The following is a 15,136-nucleotide window of genomic DNA, read 5'->3' as shown; positions in this document are numbered from 1 at the left end:
AGGCATGTCGGCCAGCGTCCAGTTGCCGAGGGCGGGCAGGGCGCGGCTAGGTCGTGGTTGTAGCGGCGGCCTTGGCAGCGTTCCATTCCGTGCGGAACAGGCCGGGCAGTTCACCGCGCTCGATGACGCGGACTGCGAGAGGATCGACGCGGCTGCCTCCAGGCCCTCGCCCACGCGATCACCGGCGGCACCTGTGACGCTGTGCTGTCAGCCGTGCAGGGCGGCGTGGCGGCGCTGGTCACGGGCCTGGTACGGCCGATGTGACGTGCCGAGCGCGAGCGGCTGACGTGTCCTTCACAGCAGCCGCGGGCTTGTGTCAGTGTGAACATAGGGTGGCTTCGTGTTCCTTCTCCGCACCCGCGCCGCTTGCGCTGCCATGGTCCTGTCCACATTCTTTGTCTCAGCCTGTTCTGCCACGGGAACGGACCAGGGCGACGACCCCCAGGAAGCCATACACCCCACTACCGAGGGCCCGGACGCCGATGCCCCGGCGAACGTGCGGCGACCGAACCCAGATGCCGTCTTCGACTACCAACTCGGCGGCGCGTACCCGCCTGCCGGCAAGGTGCGGGCTGTCTCCCGTGACCGTGAGGCCAAACCTGCCGACGGGCTTTACAACATTTGCTACGTCAACGCCTTCCAGACGCAACCGGGCGAAGCCGTCAGTTGGTGGAAGAATAAGCATCCGGACCTGCTCCTGAAGAACGACAATGGCCAACTGATCGTCGACAAGGACTGGGACGAACCCCTCCTGGACATCTCGACCCCGGCCAAGCGCGAGGCCCTGATGAACATCATCGGCCCATGGATCGACGGCTGTGCCACGGCGCATTACGACGCGGTGGAACCGGACAACCTCGATTCCTACGAGCGCTCCGACGGCAAGCTCACCTCCCAGCACGCGGTCGCCTTCGCTCGTCTCCTGGCCGCCCGCGCACACAAGCGGAACCTGGCCATCGCCCAGAAGAACACCACTGACCTGCTTCCCCAGCACACGCGCATCGGGTTCGACTTCGCCGTTGTCGAAGAATGCGGACGCTACAAGGAATGTCCCGAATTCAGCCGCGCCTACGGTGCCAGGGTCTTCGACATCGAGTACGGGAGGAACGACTTCACCGCTGCTTGCCGAGCGTGGGGGAAGGAGTTGTCCATCACCCTGCGCGATCGGGAGGTCAGCCCTGCCGGTAAGCACGGCTACGTGTACGAGTCCTGCTGAACGCCTTCCGATGCGGTGCCCCGGGGATGCTGCCCCCGGTCATGTACTGAGCCACCCGGTCCCCCAATGACCAGCCGGCCGAGCTGTTCTCGCTGCTGCTCGGCCGTCGCACGGCGCTGCGCCAGAGCATGGGTGTAGGCGGCTTCGCGGGGCGCTGGACGCGGGTGGCCTCGATCGGGGTCGGATGACCGTCCGCAACGGCCTCCGTTTCCGGGAATGCTGCGGGCTCAGCTCGCGCAGCGCGCGGTTCTGCCGCTCGACTGCTTGGGCGATAGCCGGGTCCACACGGCTGTCCCGGGCGGTCGGCCCGGTGCGCGGCGAGCACGCCGCGGTAGCCCTCGCAGGCCCTCTCCCTTGTCTTCACCAACCGGGGCCATGGGGTGACGGTGGTCCTCGATCAGCAGAGGGAACCGTCCACCACATGGATCGAGTGATGTGGATCACGGGTCGGGTTTCAAGATTGTTTGCCGGAATGCGGTCGGCGCGCGGCCGAAGGGTGAAGCTGCTGAACAATCGCACTCCTAGGAGTACCGCACGTGACCGCTCTTCCGGCCCGGCCCGACGACACCGCCACCGGCCTGCCCCGGTGCCGAGGCAAGGCCCCGACGCTCTTGGACGCCCTGAGGATCCCTCACCCGGTCGCGCCGCCGCAGATGGAGGACGCCCAGGACGGCCTTCTCTCAGTGCTGCCCGACGGCACCGTGATCATCGGTCAAGTCTCTGCGGACTTCGCCCGGAAGGCAGCACCCAACAACACGGAGGGCTTCAGCCATCCCCTCCAGCAGTGCGTGCTCGATGGGCTGCTGACGCACGCGGCGATCCTCAGGGGAGACACCGGTCTGCAGGCGCGGCTCGACCAGTTCGCCACCCGGATCCTGCGGCTGCGTACCGGTGAACGATGGCGCGAAGCCCTCTCCACCGCGCTGCTGGGCGACTGGGTTGCCCCGCTGGCGCAGGAGCGCCGCCTGCTGCCCGATGCCATCGGCGTACTGCGGACGGAAGTGCGCACCATCCACCGGCAGCTGGTGCCGCTGTGGCGGCGCCGGGCCGGCGGCCTGTCCCGCGACGGCCACCGTGTGGAACGGCGCGTGCTCCTGCAGGAGACGCCCTGCGCGGAAGGCCTCACCTGCGGGACCTCCTCGCCGAAAGCACCTGCTCGGGCGACGCGATGCTGGACCTGGTCCCCGGCGATGCCCGCCTCGCCCGCATCCTGACCGCCCTTGCACCCGGCGAGCGGGCGGTGGTCCTGGCCCTCGGACTGCCCGGGGTGAGTACCTGGACCGAGGCCGCCGAGTACGCCGGCGCCGACGACCCGCCCGCCTTCGGCGAGCGAGTACGACGCAAGACCCGCCGCCTGGCGGCCGAATACAAGCGCCGCGACGGCCAGCGGCAGGACGCCACTGCCGGCAGGCTGTGGCAGCCCCAGCAGGAAGGCCGCGCGGCGTGAGCATGATCGTCCTGCTGCTGATCCTGCTGCTCGCCGTGGTCACGCTGCTCGTAGGCGTCGGCATGCTGGCCCTGTTGCTGTACCGCCCCAGCTGGTGTGCTCCCGTAGCCGGGACCGTCGCTGTCATGACGTTCATGGCCACCGCCGTCGGGCTGCTGGTGGCCGTCACCCGCATCTGACTTCCGCTGGCGGCGGACGCACAGGCCCGCCGCCGGCCTCCGCCTCCTTGCGCACGCGTTCCATGGCTCGTTTGACGGCCTGGGCGACGCCGGGGCTGCCCTCCTGGAAAAGGTCGACACCGATGGTCTCCCGGCATCGCGGTCTTCTTCGTGCGTACTCCTTGGCGCCTCCAGCATAGCGTTCACCCCCAATTCATTGCAACGCACAACACCGGTTTGTTGCATTAACCCTCAAGATCAGTGCAACGATTTACCGGCCTTGACCTGCACTTATGGCGATTCTGCGCAACGATTGCGTTGCTGTACCCATGAAGGCAACGTAGCGTTTCCATTGTCAGAAACGACGAAGCAAAGGAAAAGGCAATGCAGAAGTTCACCACCACCGCCCCGATCGCCACCGTCCTCGACATCCCCGCGGGACGCATCCGCTTCATCGCCGCCGACCGCGCCGACACCACGGTCGAGGTCCTCCCCGCCGACGCCTCCAAGAGCCGCGATGTGAAGGCGGCGGAGCAGATCGAGGTCGCGTACGCCGACGGCGTCCTGCGGATCGAAGCCGCACCGGCGAAGAACCGGATCCTGGGCAACTCCGGCTCCGTCGAGGTGACCGTCCAGCTGCCCGCCGGCTCCCACGTCGAGGCGAAGGCGGCCCTCGCCGAACTCCGCGGCGTCGGACGCCTCGGCGACGTCACCTTTGAGGGCGCACAGGCCACGGTCAAGCTCGACGAGACCGCCAGCGCTCGCCTCACCCTCGAGGCCGGCGGCATCTCCCTCGGCCGCCTGAACGGCCCCGCGCAGATCAGCACCCAGAAGGGCGACCTCCACATCGCCGAAGCCGTGCACGGCACGGTCGAACTGCGCACCGAGTACGGCGAGATCTCGGTCGACGCCGCCCACGGAGTCTCCGCCTCCCTGGACGCCGGTACCTCTACGGCCGCATCCACAACGCGCTCAACAACACCGACGGCAACGCCGCCCGCCTGAACATCACCGCCACCACCTCCTACGGCAACATCACCTCCTGCAGCCTCTAGAACGCCACCCGGCCCGAAGAGGCCGACGAGACCATCGACGTGCGCGGCCGCACCCCCTAAGGCGACATCGCGACGTCCACCGCGGCCTCGCAGGCCGAGCGGTGCGCCTTCCGCGGAGTGAGCCATCAAAGGGATCGGATCATGGAGACAGCACAGAGCCAGCAGCAGGCGGCACCCGGCGCCTTCACCGCCTTCGCCCGCTTCGTACTCTGCGGCGGCGGGGTGGGGCTCGCCTCCAGCTTCGCCGTAGCGGCCCTCGCCTCCTGGATTCCCTGGGCCCTGGCCAACGCCCTGATCACCGTGGTCTCCACGCTCCTCGCCACCGAGCTGCACGCCCGCTTCACCTTCGGCGCCCGCGGACGCGCGACCCGCCGCCAGCATGCACAGTCGGCCGGGTCCGCGGCTGCCGCGTACGCGGTGACCTGCCTGGCGATGTTTGTCCTACAGCAGTTGGTGGCGGCACCCGGTGCGGTACTCGAGCAGGTCGTTTACCTGTCCGCCTCCGCACTCGCCGGTGTGGCACGGTTCGCGGTGCTGCGCCTCGTCGTCTTCGCGCGCGGCCGCTCGCAGGCCACGACCACCGCCCTCCCCGTGCAGACGACCGTGGCCCGCGCCTCGGCACCGGCCGGCCCCGCAGAACTCTGCCGCGCCGCCTGACCGTTCCGCCGGGCGGCTCGCCGATTGCCTTCTACGTCGTCGAGCCGGGATGTCACGGAATCGCGGCCAGGACCATTTTCAAAGAGCGCCATCAGGGTCTGGGTGCGGCGGTCGGTGAGGAGGCGCAGGGCCGGTTCAGTGGCCGCGAGAAAGGCCGCGGCTCACCTCGTACGAGGGCCTCGACAGGCGGATCGGCCGCCTCCGATCGGGTGGCTCGACGACACACATCGTCAGGCCGCGTATCCGGCCAGGCACCAGCGCGCTGCGCTGAGCGGTATGGACAAGAAACGGTGGCTCCGGCCGAAGCGAACATGGGCATGGGGCCTCCTGGGCGGGCTTGGTGCGGTCGCCGTAGTGGGAACAGCGATGTGGCAAGTCCCCTGGTGGCTCGACGCCCAGTACCTCAACACGCATCTGACCCAGCCCCAGGCGATCACTGTCACAGGAATGCGCACTGCTCTGCTGGGGATCGGTGCTGGCGGTCGGGCCGCGGTCGGCATCCTCTACACCCACCGCACGCTCCACCAAAACCGTGAGGGACAGGTCACTGACCGGTACACCAAGGCCATCAGTCAGATTGCCTCCGACAAGCCAGTCGAACAGCTCGGCGGAATTTACGCGCTGGAGCGCATCATGCGCGACTCAGCGAAGGACCACGTCACCATCGTCGAAGTCCTCGCCGCATTCGTCCGTGAACATGCCCCCGCCCCAGCAGAACCCACCGTGGCGAACTGGTTCCGGTTCATAATCCGACGTGCCACAAGCATGTCCGCGGGGAGAGGTACCGGTTGTGCAGCGTACGGAACGGCGCCCGCCCGAACCGCTCCAGGCTGCGCTGACCGTCCTCGGCCGCCCGCCCCAGGACCGCGACGAGCCTTTCCGTATCAACCTGAGGCACACCGATCTACGCGGCGCGAACCTAGTCCTGGCCCACCTTGAGCGGGCAGACCTGCGCGAAGCCCACCTGGAGGGGGCGGATCTGAGCGGGTCCCACCTGGAGGGGGCCTTCCTGAACGGGGCCATCTGGAGAAGGCCCACCTGTTCGGGGCCCATCTGGAAGGGGCCGACCTTGAGGAGGCCTACCCGGAGGGGGCAGACCTGCCCGAGACCCGCCTGGAAAAGGCTCGTGGTCGGACGGTTGAGTAGTTTATGTTCGCCTGCCCCAGAATGTGGACTTCCCTGCCAGCGCACCTCGCTGCTGATGCCAGGGGCATTGGTTTCTCGGCGAACGCTGCCGGGACCCCACCAGGGCGCCGCGCCCCTGGCCGCCACGGGGCCAGCCGAGGCAGGAGGCGCTGTCTCCGCTCACGATCGAGGTACTGGTCACCCTCTGGCCAACGAACCCAACATGAAGAGGGCCCCGGGCGCCTCGTGCCCCAACTACTGCGATTCACCGCAGCGCCTGGGCCCGGCTCACGTCGGACACAGCGCGCGCTCGTAGCTGCCCGACTCAGGGGCCGGCGATCAGCCGGAGAATGAGGACGGCGTCGAGATCCTGGCTGTAGCGGTACACCACCGAGATCCCGCGTCCGCCGGTCTCCTCGGGCAGTAGATCGACCACCTGTAGATCACTGTCGGGCATGGGGTGGCCCTGCCGGGGGTTGCCCTCTAGGGCAGTCCGGGCGCTGTCGACGGGCGGCCTGCTCACCCCGGGTCAACTCGATCCGCACCTTCTCGGCGGCATCGGAGTAAAACGCGTGGGTCACCGGGCAGCCTCGGCGAGCTTGCGCCGCATCTCAGCCATGACGTCCTCGGTCGACCGCCCCACCGCGGCCGACCCCACGGAGTCGAGCCGCAACAGGACGCGGTGGCGGTAGTGCTGCGTGAGCTTGCGGACTGCCGTCAGATCGTCCAGATCGGCGGCGTCCAGGTCCTCCTCGAACTGCTCCATATCGCCGGGGAAGCCGTGGGTCCGCAGGGCGGCCCGGAGCTCGCGCGGTGCGCGCATGGGCGGGGTGAAGCCGGTCCGGCCGTCGTGATGGTCGGGCTGAACGGTCACGGTGGATACTTCCTCGTTGCTGGATCGACGCTACTCGGGGAACCCGTACTCTCGCGGTCTCCCCGCTGCATTCGGGCCACGAAACAGCGCAGCGTATCGTGCGGCTGTACGCTCCCGCCCACTTGCGTACTCGCGCCGTACGACGCAGCGGTCGGGTCAGAGATTTGCGACGAGCCCCGTTGAAAGCCAGCCGAGACAACACCCCCAGGGCTGCCTCAGGGCATGACGTCCTTCTCAGGCAGGCAGTACAACAGCCCCTATTGAGGGGATCGAGCGGCCGAGATCGGGGAAGAGGTCGCGGGCAACGCGGATGACTTCCTTGGTGGCGACGGTGGGGCGTCTGCCGACGCGGGCGCGGGCGGCGGCCAGGCCCTCGTTGGTGCCGATGACGATGAGTTCGCGGATGAACTCCGTGAGGGCGGTTCGTTCACAGCACCTCATGTTGGCTGTCGGTCTGTCAGGACAGCCGCCAGATGATGAAGTATCCGCGGCTCGTTCTCCCCTGCAATTCGGCCCGGACCTGCGCGATCAGTCCTATGGCGTCGTCCGTCAGCTGAGCACGGGCTTCCGCTCGTGCGGGCCAGGCGCTCCATGGTGATCCGGTTTCGATACTGACGTCGTCGACCTCGCCTTCCGACTCCGTCCAGGTCACCAGCTGTGGAAGCCGCGGGCCGTCCGTGGCGACAAGCCCGATGAGTGCACCGCGGAGGGCTGCGTACCGCACGTGGATGACGTCGGAGGCGTAGAGGTCGACAAGGCTGTCGACGTCTGGGGTGATGTTCCATTCCTCGACCGACAGGTATGGCTTGGCGACTTCGTCCAGTTCGTCGAGCGCTTCGAGCAGTCGGTCGGCCCACTTGATCAAGGCGAGATAGGGCTCGGCTCGCTTGTCGCGTAGGTCCTGAGCATGTGATCGCTTCTGAAGCGCACGTTCCTGCGCGGCGGAGAGCCGCTCTTGCGTCTCGAGAGCGTCGCGCGTGTTCTCCCGCTGTGCGCGCAGGGAGAGCACTGTCGTCACTAGGCTCGCGACGACCGCTAACCCTGCGACGCCTGTCGACGCCAGACTCACGATGATCTGGGAATCCACGAGCGCCAGCCTCCCCCATGTAACCAGCCGTCACCGAGTTGCCACGTATCGCTGTCGCGCTGTGCTTCTGCTGGATAGGCTGCCGCGCGATGACGACGTGACGTGCCGGTCCTTCCGGGGCGCCCGCACTGGTCAGCCACCCTATGTCGGGGGCTGTTTGGGGCGCGGCCACCCCGGGAGCCATCCGGGTGGCCGCGCCCACGGTTAGCCCTCCGTCGAGAGGGATGACCGGTGGGCGAATGCCCGCCCCGGGAGAAAGGCGCGACACGTGCGCCATCGCAAAAGGAAGGACTGGACTCTTCTGCGGGCCCGGCTCTACCGGATCTACCGCTGGGTGGCACCCTTGCTGGGCGCCACCGTCGTAGCGGCACTCCGGTGGTGGTTGGAGAGGTGAATTCCCAGCTGTAGCCCTCACCAGAAGTATTGGTGAGGGATCCAGCCGATGTTCCTTCAAGGAAGCCTGTCGCCGTGCCTGCGGCGGTGGGCTTCGCCACGCCCGCCGGCCGTGCCTGGCTGGCCCGGCCCCCGGCTGCCCCGCCGGGTGGACGTCGCGCTCACCACGGTACCGGCTCCGCCCCCGTCTGGCAGGGAAAATGCCCCGCAGGAGCTCCGGCAGACCGACCACGGGCCCGGCAACTCGCAGAGTGGGTGCTCGACAGCTTGTTCTCTGAGCCCGGTAGCAGAAGGCGACCGGGCAGGGATGGCAGCGCAGACACTGTTCTCGAGACGTCCCATCCCGCGTACGCACTGGCATCCCGTACCGGGGCAATGCAGACCCTGAGCCAAATCGGGGACACGGCGGTGACCCGCCGCGCGCCATTCGGTTGAAGGCCGTATGCCCACCTCACGCCCTCGCCGCCGCGCGCGACCGCCAGCCGTCACCCGCTCCCACGCCCCGTTGACCGACGAGTTCGCTGACCACCCGGCCACGTGCCGACAGGCGTTCCAGATCGCCATCGACTTCGGTTCGTGGCCGTCGACGCGATCGCGGACTTCCTCCCGCAGGAAGAGTCGATCGCCCTGGTCAAGCGCTTGGCGTTCTGCGACTGCGGCCGGCTCGCTCTGGACGACAACGAACTGACCCGCAAAGCTCTGAGCAGTGTTGCCGCCGAAAACCTGACCGCCCTCCGTGGTCTTGTACTGGCCGCGATCGACTACGCCCACCGCGCTTTCGGCTGCGTTGTCTTAGCGCCCTCGTCCACGAACTCACCGAGGGCAGCCGAGCGACGTTCGAAACCCCGGCACTTACCGCCCTTCTGGACCGTGTCCGCACGGCGCATGAGGCCGAGCACGGCCACGCCGGGCACAGCCGGGTCCCCGACGCGGTGACATGGCCAAAGACCGCGGCCTCCTCCATGCCGGAGCTCGTTCCGCACCACTGACCCGCCGCACGCAATACGGAGCGCACAGCGGGTGGGGTGTCTAGCGGCGTGGGAGCTCTGCCGGGTCCCGGCTGACTGCACGGCTTCCCCGGTGCCACAGCCGGGGCGGTCCTGCGGCGTGCTGTCCATCTCCCCTTCCCTCGGCACTATCACCCGGTCAGCCCAACGAGCTTGATTTCCACGAGCAACGGGGCATCAGCGACAGAGCAGAGTGGTCTTACCGAGGCTGGGCAGAGGCGACGGTCCGGTGACGAGGAGCTGCAGGCCGTAGGCATGCTGGCGAACCCGGCCCGCCAAAGCCGGCGGGCCGGTTACCCGCGGGTTGGCTGCTCCCTGTCTGAGCTGGAATCGTCAGGTCGCGTCGGCTGGGCCATGTCGACGAAGCGGCTGTAGTGGCCCTGGAAGGCGATGGTGATCGTGGCGGTGGGTCCGTTGCGGTGTTTCGCCACGATGAGGTCGGCCTCTCCTGCGCGAGGCGACTCCTTTTCGTAGGCGTCTTCACGGTGGAGCAGTATGACCATGTCCGCGTTGTCCTCCAGGGCTCCGGAGTCGCGCAGGTCACTGAGTTGAGGCTTCTTGTCGACGCGCTGCTCGGGACCCCGGTTGAGCTGGGAGATCGCGACGATGGGTACGCCGAGTTCCTTGGCCAGGAGTTTGAGGCAGCGGGATATCTCGGAGATCTCCTCGTAGCGGGAGGAGAAGGGACGGGTTCCGTAGGTGAGCATGTGCAGGGCATCGACGACGATGAGCCGAATGTCCTGCTGGCTGTGCAGCCGACGGCATTGGGCACGCAGGTCCGTCAGGGTGGAGTAGGCGCCGTCTTGGATGTACAGGGGGGCTGCGGCGATGTCGGGCATCCGGCGCGCCAGGCGGGTCCAGTCATCGTCGGTCATCGACCCGGAGCGCATGTGGTGCAGGGCGACGCGTGCTTCCGCGGAGAACAGCCGGATGGCGACCTCTTCCCGGCCGGCCTCGAGAGTGAACAGCGCCGCGGGCAGGTCGTTCCTGATACAGGCAGCACGCAGGAAGTCCAGAGCGAGGGTGGACTTGCCCATGGCGGGGCGGGCGGCAATCACGGTCAGGTGGCCGGGCTGCAGGCCGTTGGTCAGGGCATCGAGGTCCGCAAAGCCGGTGGGCACGCCGGTGACCTGGGTCCGGGCGGAGCCGATCGCTTCGATCGTGTCGAGCGCGTCTTCCAGTACGTCGCTGAGCGAGTACAGGGGCGGCAGCACGTTGCGGCGGTGGGTGGTGGCGGCGAAGATCTCGGCTTGGGCTGCCTCAATGATCTGGTCCGCGTTCTCCGCAGAGGCCTCGGCGATGAGGTTTTCGATGTGTACTGCGGCCACTTTGGCCCGACGCAGTCGGGCCAAGGCCTGTAGGCGAGCAGCATCCTTCGTCCAGGCTGCTCCTCGTTTTGAGGAACCGGCCAGGGAAGCCAGGTATGCAGCGCCGCCGGCCTTGTCGAGGTCCTTGTGCTTTGTGAGCCATGCGGCGACCGAGGCAGGGTCGGGTGTCTCCTCGTCGGCGTAGACGGCGAGGATGGCGTTGTAGATCAGCTCGTGGGCACGACGGTAGAAATCCTCGCCGCAGAGGACTTCCACAACGTCGGCGATGGCCTCCGCGGAGTGCAGCATCGCGCGCAAGACGGCCTTCTCGGCGTTCAGGTCGTGCGGAACGTGCTCTGGTTCGATGCTGTTCGGTGCCACCTGACGGTCCCCCCTCTTTCTCGCGCGGGGAGCCACCCCACGCCATGGTCACCGGGTCAGCCTAAAACCCGGTCGGTGCCGCCACGCAGTGGGCGGGATCATCTGTTCTCCCGGGCTCGCTGGGTGCGCGCCCGGAGTACGGCTCGGACATACATGTCGGCCGATGCCGCCTGGCGCTCTGTGGTGGCGAGCGTGGGCACGGGTTCACGAGGCAGACGCCGAGATTGCCGCTCGGCGGCGGCCTCGACTGCCTTATCGACAGGAGCGGTCTGGGTGATCTCGCACGACCGGCGTTGTTCGTGACTGTGGGAGTCAGTCCAGTGTGGGCCTCGCGCAGTCGACGGCGTCGTGGGCACGGGGGACTCTCCCGCCCCGTCACCGACACCCTCGAAATCCCCCGACATGGTGGGCTCGGGATGGCGCATCTCCTGTGCTGTGGGCTTGGTATCGCAGGCCTGTGAACTCGTGGCGGAAGAGCCGGCTGCCGCGGGGCGGTGCACAAGGCGTGTGGGGCGTGACAGCTCAGGACCGCGGATGCTGATGGTCCGTATGGTCTGCGCAGCCGTGTGGTCGTTGAGGCGCACGATGAGCATCGGCACGAGGAGCTGTAGCTGTGTCGCCCAGGCCCGAGAATCGGCCTGTACCGTCAGCCTTCCAGAGTCCAGGTCAAAATGGACTACCCGCACTCTTCGGGCCATTTCTGCCCCGACGGTGTCTTCCCACTGCCTCAGCACAGTGGAGCTGATGAGGAAACCCGCTGGCATCCGGGCAGCGAGGACTTCCTCGACGACCGAGGACAGGGCGACGGGCTGTGTCCGGCCCCTGCGACGGGTCGGTATCTTCCTTGCCTGAGCGGGCGAGAACCTACGGCGATGAGCGTCCTCCCGGGCGCGGCGCAAGGCGATGCGTGCCAGATCCGGCTTTTCCGCCCGCTCGCTCACCTCAGGCCTCCCTCGACATATCTAATATCCCCCGCGCCCGCGCCCGGCCACGCAGCCCTCACCGGCTTGATGGCCGCCCCTGGCCTACCGGCCGCAACGGCCACATGCCGGAGCTGGCCTCACGGATGCACAGTGCGGCAAAAGCTGCAAGCCTCACCTTGAGCCGGATCTTATGGGTGGCCCAGGCGCAGGAGGGCCAGCACAGGCACTGCGGGCACTGGGTATACGGAGCTTTGACAGGACGTCCGCAGGTGCCGCGTCGACCCGTGCACTCGCTCATCGGCGGCCTGTAGGCGATGGCCTCGAATGCTGTCCGTGCAGCAGCCGGTGCCGGCGCTGAATCGACCTCATCGGTCAAGGCATCGTCAGCGGCAACGCTGGAGCCGGTGCCTTGGCAGGCAGCGCAAGGCCAGTCAGGATTGTCCCGGCTGAACCCATCCTCACAGCCGTTCAGGACACGGCGATGGTACCGGTGTGGGAAGCGGGAGCGGCTATCGGAGCCAGGCGGGCCGGATCCGCGGTGAGCCGGCAGAACAACAGGAGAAAGATCATGAAGTTTTGGGCCCACTGGAGCGGGCGCTGGCCGGGGCTCAGGAGCGGAAGCCGATGACGCCGAAGCCGGGCCGGGCCTTCGCGTGCCGCATCCAGCCCAGGCACTGCATGACGGCCTCGACGACCTCGGGCTCCAGCAGCGGCGCCTGCCCCGACTCGTCGACTGCCCGCTTGGTGGCCTCGAACTGTTCCAGCGCCTGGGTGATGGCCTCGGGCGTCCACTCGCCGCAGCCCGGCGTGTGGGTGTACGGGAGGGGTTCGGGCAGACCGTTGTAGCTGAAGGCTGCCACGGACACGGCGGTGATTCCCAGGGCGGTCAGGCCCTCGTCGACTACGGACAGCCAGTCGCCCCGGTGCGGTGTGAAGCAGGAGTTGTCCAGGAACGAGCCGGTCAGTGAGCACAGCCGGTCGTAGGCGTAGCCGTACTGGAAGGCGTGGTCCTGGTCGTCGCTGAAGGGGCCGCCGTAGATGACGGCGCGCAGTGCCTCGTATGCCGTGGGGGCGCCTTCCTTGATCGAGTAGCTGAAGTAGTCGTCGTCGCGGGCCAGGCTGTCGCCGAATTGGGTGCGGATCACCTCAAGCAGCTGGTCGTCGCGGGATCCGACCAAGGCACGCGTAGCGGTCACGTCGAGCAGGTAGACGCTCAGGGAAGAACTCATGAGACGGGACTCTAAGGGGAGGCACTGACAGCGCTGCATGCGGCGGCTGACCGGTGCGCAGCCGTGGTCTGAGTACCTCGGCCCGTCCACCGTGAGCGCTGGTACGGATTCGGGGTCTGAGGAACATCCGTGTCAGATCGTGCGCTAAGTACTCTCCGGGCTGTCTGGTGCTTTGACCTGGGGTGATTGAGCATCAGAGCCTTCGACGGTCGTTGTTGTCGATCTTCGGAGAGCTGTTGTGGCGGTCGAGTTCCTGACGGATGAGCAGGCGGCCCGGTACGGGGCGTTTCATGCGGCGCCTTCGCGGGCGAAGCTGGAGCGGTACTTCTTCCTGGACGACGCGGACCGGGAGGCGGTGCAGGCCAAGCGCCGCTCGCACAACCAGCTCGGGTTCGCGGTCCAGCGCAGCCGGCGAGCTCCGTCTGGTGTACGAGCCGCTGGAGAGCAAGTGGAGCCGCTACCACGCCACCCACTGCCGGTGCGGTCACGACTGGCTCATCGCGCACGCCGTCTCCGCCGGGTTCACCGTGATCCCCCGGGGCAAGACCGGCTACTACGGGCTCGTAGGCCCCGGCCTGACGGAAGGCGTGAATGAGTCGGCATTGACCGCCAACGCCCTTTGGGAGGCCGTAACCGGCAAGCCCGGCACCCAGACCTGGTACGAGAGCGTGCAGATCACCTGCCGGTCGGCAGGCAGTACGCTCGCCTGGACCCCGAGCGCACCGACGCGATCTCTGCCGGTCTGGACACTACCCGTCATCCTGGGTCCGTCACCTACGAGGACGAACTGCGCGCCCGCGGGCAGCTCCTGCACGCCCGCCGCGAAGAGCTCCAGCGCGATGGCCGACGCCTACGCAAGGAATACGAGGGCTTCAAGGACCCGGCCGACCGCGACGGCTGGCTCCGGCTGGCCGCCAATCTGACCGCTTCAGCGAGCCTGGAGGACGCCGTCGCCGACGTCTACGACGAGCCGGCCCTCGCCGAGGAACACCGCGCCGCCGCCGACCGCCACTGTGAGTACGCCAGCAACTCCCGTACCTTCACCGACCTCTGCCTCAAGCGGGCCGGGGACCTGTAGAGAACGGGGTGGTAGAAGGACAGAGAGCGCCGCTGAGCGGCACAGCAGAGGATCTCAAGTGATGAGGCAGACGACCCTGTCCGCACCCCGGGTCCCGTCCTTTACCGTGCGGGCGACCTCATCCCCTCAGAGGTTAGCCCTCCGTGTGTTTGGCACTCCAGCCAGGGTTGGTTTCCGGGCCCAAGAAGAGCAGGACGTCATCTGAAGCTGGCGGAGCAGTCACGCCGCAACGCGAACCAGCCCGCCGTTCAGCAATGTCCCGAGCAGGAATGATCAACTCAGGCATCACACGAGGGAAAGACATGCCTGCACGAAACGGGATCTCCATAACCGACCAACTGGAGCCCTGGGCTGCTGTCCGTGGACCCGGCCATCAGGGTGACGCGCTGAACTGGCTGTCCAAGGGCGCGACCGGGGACTCGGCGAACGCGGTGAAGGCCCTGTTCTCGTATAACGCGACCGCCGGGGTCCTCCGCTGTTCTGATGGTCAGTGGCGGGGGCGCCAGCGGGTGAACATGCACTGGTCGTCACCCGCGCCGAGCATGAAGGGCAGGGCGACGCGGTCGAGGGAGAAGGCTTCGCCGGGGGCGTGGACGGTGTAGCCGCAACGGGAGTGGAAGGTGGCGAGGTCGCGGTCGGTCTCGTACGAGCCGTACAGCAGGTAGTAGCCGAGCTGCTGGTGGACCTGCCAGGCCCGTTTGAGCAGCGCGGCGGCGATGCCCTGGCCTCGGGCGTGCTCGGCGACGGCCAGGCCGTGGACCTTGGCTATGAACATGCTCAGGGCCATGGCCTTCTCGGTGCCGTAGCCGCTGTTCATGGCCATGTCGATGACGGTTGGGGGCGGTGGCGGACAGGACGCCGGTGGTGCGGTCGTGTTCGTCGGTGGCGACCAGGGTGAGGCAGACGGTGGTCAGGGCCTCGTTCATGGGCTGGTCGGTGAAGGCGGCGGAGGCGGCGTCGTAGTACGCGGCCGTGCCGCTGTGGCCCAGTCCGGCGAGCATGGCCGAGGCCGCCGTGCCGTCCTCGATGGCCGTGCGCAGGACCGGCATGAACCGGACGCCGTCCCCGGAGGTGGCCATCAGGGCGTCGGCCGCCTCGGCGTCCTTGGGGCGGGCCAGGCGGATGCGGGTGTCGGCCGGGCCCTGCCAGCCCGCTCGGAGGCGGTCGGCGGACAACGGGGACGTCTTCTTGGTCGTGTG

At 67.8% G+C, this 15,136-nt stretch carries 16 protein-coding genes and 3 pseudogenes; 11 read left to right on the top strand and 8 right to left on the bottom strand.

Annotation, left to right across the window (positions count from 1 at the left end; genetic code table 11):
* Positions 1-340 precede the first annotated feature (340 nt).
* The 8 genes and pseudogenes from IE295_RS15915 to IE295_RS34415 all read left to right on the top strand — a co-directional run bounded on the left by IE295_RS15915 (position 341) and on the right by IE295_RS34415 (position 5,679).
* Positions 341-1,216: an endo alpha-1,4 polygalactosaminidase gene (locus IE295_RS15915; RefSeq protein ID WP_224323415.1), complete on the top strand. Its 876-nt coding sequence runs from the start codon at positions 341-343 to the stop codon at positions 1,214-1,216.
* Positions 1,217-1,752: 536 nt separating this feature from the next.
* Positions 1,753-2,430: a hypothetical protein gene (locus tag IE295_RS15910; RefSeq protein ID WP_190064267.1), complete on the top strand. Its 678-nt coding sequence runs from the start codon at positions 1,753-1,755 to the stop codon at positions 2,428-2,430.
* The gene (locus tag IE295_RS15905) at positions 2,385-2,663 is read left to right on the top strand and encodes a hypothetical protein (RefSeq protein ID WP_190064266.1); all 279 of its coding nucleotides are present in this window, start codon (positions 2,385-2,387) and stop codon (positions 2,661-2,663) included. The genes IE295_RS15910 and IE295_RS15905 overlap by 46 nt, the downstream gene beginning before the upstream one ends.
* Positions 2,660-2,842, top strand: coding sequence for a hypothetical protein (locus tag IE295_RS15900; RefSeq protein WP_190064421.1), 183 nt, complete (start codon positions 2,660-2,662; stop codon positions 2,840-2,842). Before IE295_RS15905 ends, IE295_RS15900 begins: the two co-directional genes overlap by 4 nt.
* 363 nt (positions 2,843-3,205) lie before the next feature.
* Positions 3,206-3,876, top strand: a pseudogene (locus tag IE295_RS15895) (DUF4097 family beta strand repeat-containing protein).
* 141 nt (positions 3,877-4,017) lie between these two features.
* Positions 4,018-4,533, top strand: coding sequence for a GtrA domain-containing protein (locus IE295_RS15890; RefSeq protein ID WP_190064265.1), 516 nt, complete (start codon positions 4,018-4,020; stop codon positions 4,531-4,533).
* A gap of 754 nt (positions 4,534-5,287) precedes the next feature.
* Positions 5,288-5,524: pseudogene (locus tag IE295_RS34420) on the top strand (pentapeptide repeat-containing protein); the annotation flags it as partial.
* Positions 5,525-5,556: 32 nt separating this feature from the next.
* Positions 5,557-5,679 carry a pentapeptide repeat-containing protein gene (locus tag IE295_RS34415; RefSeq protein WP_373314163.1) on the top strand — a complete coding sequence of 41 codons (123 nt, stop codon included), beginning with the start codon at positions 5,557-5,559 and terminating at the stop codon, positions 5,677-5,679.
* A gap of 304 nt (positions 5,680-5,983) precedes the next feature.
* Here the strand turns inward: IE295_RS34415 and IE295_RS34125 are convergent, their stop codons facing one another.
* From IE295_RS34125 to IE295_RS15865, 4 genes are all read right to left on the bottom strand, one after another.
* Positions 5,984-6,115, bottom strand: coding sequence for a hypothetical protein (locus IE295_RS34125; protein WP_263453914.1), 132 nt, complete (start codon positions 6,113-6,115; stop codon positions 5,984-5,986).
* Positions 6,116-6,235: 120 nt separating this feature from the next.
* The gene (locus IE295_RS15875; RefSeq protein WP_190064264.1) at positions 6,236-6,532 is read right to left on the bottom strand and encodes a hypothetical protein; all 297 of its coding nucleotides are present in this window, start codon (positions 6,530-6,532) and stop codon (positions 6,236-6,238) included.
* 234 nt (positions 6,533-6,766) lie between these two features.
* On the bottom strand, positions 6,767-6,973 hold the full coding sequence (locus IE295_RS33495) for a hypothetical protein (protein WP_224323417.1): 207 nt from the start codon (positions 6,971-6,973) through the stop codon (positions 6,767-6,769).
* Between the two features lie 16 nt (positions 6,974-6,989).
* Entirely contained in the window at positions 6,990-7,619 is a 630-nt protein-coding gene (locus IE295_RS15865) for a hypothetical protein (protein WP_190064263.1), read from the bottom strand.
* A gap of 969 nt (positions 7,620-8,588) precedes the next feature.
* Between IE295_RS15865 and IE295_RS15860 the strand changes: the two genes are divergently transcribed.
* The gene (locus IE295_RS15860) at positions 8,589-8,948 is read left to right on the top strand and encodes a hypothetical protein (protein ID WP_190064262.1); all 360 of its coding nucleotides are present in this window, start codon (positions 8,589-8,591) and stop codon (positions 8,946-8,948) included.
* Positions 8,949-9,312: 364 nt separating this feature from the next.
* On the opposite strand, the gene dnaB is transcribed toward IE295_RS15860, so the two are convergent.
* The 3 genes from dnaB to IE295_RS15845 all read right to left on the bottom strand — a co-directional run bounded on the left by dnaB (position 9,313) and on the right by IE295_RS15845 (position 12,859).
* Positions 9,313-10,743, bottom strand: a complete 1,431-nt coding sequence (dnaB, locus tag IE295_RS15855) for a replicative DNA helicase (protein WP_372479398.1) — start codon at positions 10,741-10,743, stop codon at positions 9,313-9,315.
* 62 nt (positions 10,744-10,805) lie between these two features.
* On the bottom strand, positions 10,806-11,648 hold the full coding sequence (locus tag IE295_RS34410; protein ID WP_190064261.1) for a DciA family protein: 843 nt from the start codon (positions 11,646-11,648) through the stop codon (positions 10,806-10,808).
* Positions 11,649-12,238: 590 nt separating this feature from the next.
* Positions 12,239-12,859 carry a DUF7691 family protein gene (locus tag IE295_RS15845; protein WP_190064260.1) on the bottom strand — a complete coding sequence of 207 codons (621 nt, stop codon included), beginning with the start codon at positions 12,857-12,859 and terminating at the stop codon, positions 12,239-12,241.
* Positions 12,860-13,112: 253 nt separating this feature from the next.
* Between IE295_RS15845 and IE295_RS15840 the strand changes: the two are divergent.
* Both IE295_RS15840 and IE295_RS15835 read left to right on the top strand, forming a co-directional pair.
* Positions 13,113-13,262: pseudogene (locus tag IE295_RS15840) on the top strand (DUF4158 domain-containing protein); the annotation flags it as partial.
* 216 nt (positions 13,263-13,478) lie between these two features.
* On the top strand, positions 13,479-13,937 hold the full coding sequence (locus IE295_RS15835; RefSeq protein WP_190064259.1) for a hypothetical protein: 459 nt from the start codon (positions 13,479-13,481) through the stop codon (positions 13,935-13,937).
* A gap of 487 nt (positions 13,938-14,424) precedes the next feature.
* On the opposite strand, the gene IE295_RS33490 is transcribed toward IE295_RS15835, so the two are convergent.
* Entirely contained in the window at positions 14,425-14,760 is a 336-nt protein-coding gene (locus tag IE295_RS33490) for a GNAT family N-acetyltransferase (protein ID WP_224323418.1), read from the bottom strand.
* Between the last annotated feature and the right edge of the window lie 376 nt (positions 14,761-15,136).

Origin of the sequence: Streptomyces griseocarneus, assembly GCF_014655595.1 — a bacterium.
In the GTDB taxonomy this organism is placed as follows: domain Bacteria; phylum Actinomycetota; class Actinomycetes; order Streptomycetales; family Streptomycetaceae; genus Streptomyces; species Streptomyces griseocarneus.
This window is presented reverse-complemented; position numbering and strand designations above follow the sequence as displayed.